Origin of the sequence: Streptomyces lushanensis (assembly GCF_001700515.1) — a bacterium.
Lineage (GTDB): Bacteria > Actinomycetota > Actinomycetes > Streptomycetales > Streptomycetaceae > Streptomyces > Streptomyces lushanensis.
The window spans coordinates 1-607 of sequence record NZ_MAUD01000629.1; the positions used below are offsets into that span (position 1 = coordinate 1).

Below are 607 nucleotides of genomic sequence, written 5' to 3' on the forward strand. Positions count from 1 at the left end.
GGTGCCGGTGTCGGTGTCGGTGCTTGTCATCGGGTCCTCCGTCCATGCGTCGGGTATTCCGAAGGCGCGCGGGCGAGCGCACGCGGCGGTCAGGTGAGCGGGACCGTCCCCGGTATGTCCTCGGCCCAGGCCGCGAGCGGATGGAAACCGCGGTGGCCGCACTCTCCGAAGACCGTCACGGGCCCGCCGCCGGAGACGGCGGCCAGCTTCCAGAGCCCGGGACGCCCCAGGGCGGCCGGTGCCACGGGCAGGGCNNGACACCGAACTGCCGTCCCCAGTCGCCCCGTAGCTGTCCGGCGCCCGTGTGCGGTGTGACCTCGGCGTCGACCACCAGACCCACCGGCAGCCCCAGCTCCGGTGACCGGCCCGCGGCCCCGAAGGACAGCAGCAGCACCGAACGCCCCGAGTCCCGTCCGTACAGCCGGATGCGCCGGGTGGTCAGCTTGCCGTCCGAGGAGTCGTACTGAGCCAGGACCAGCCAGTGGTCCCTGACGGGCGCGCCCGCGAGAGGCGACGGGAGGCCGACCCGGGTGCGGACCGTCGTCGCCAGCGGCTCCGGCAGCCGGTCGAGCCCCTGCCATCCCGTGTTCAGCAGATGCAGCAGCGC

2 pseudogenes are annotated in these 607 nt (G+C 74.0%); both read right to left on the reverse strand.

The features are described 5' to 3' along the window. Positions 1-89: 89 nt before the first annotated feature. A pseudogene (locus BFF77_RS37550) lies at positions 90-254 on the reverse strand (SWIM zinc finger family protein); the annotation flags it as partial. Positions 255-256: 2 nt separating this feature from the next. Further along, a pseudogene (locus BFF77_RS37555) lies at positions 257-607 on the reverse strand (SWIM zinc finger family protein); the annotation flags it as partial.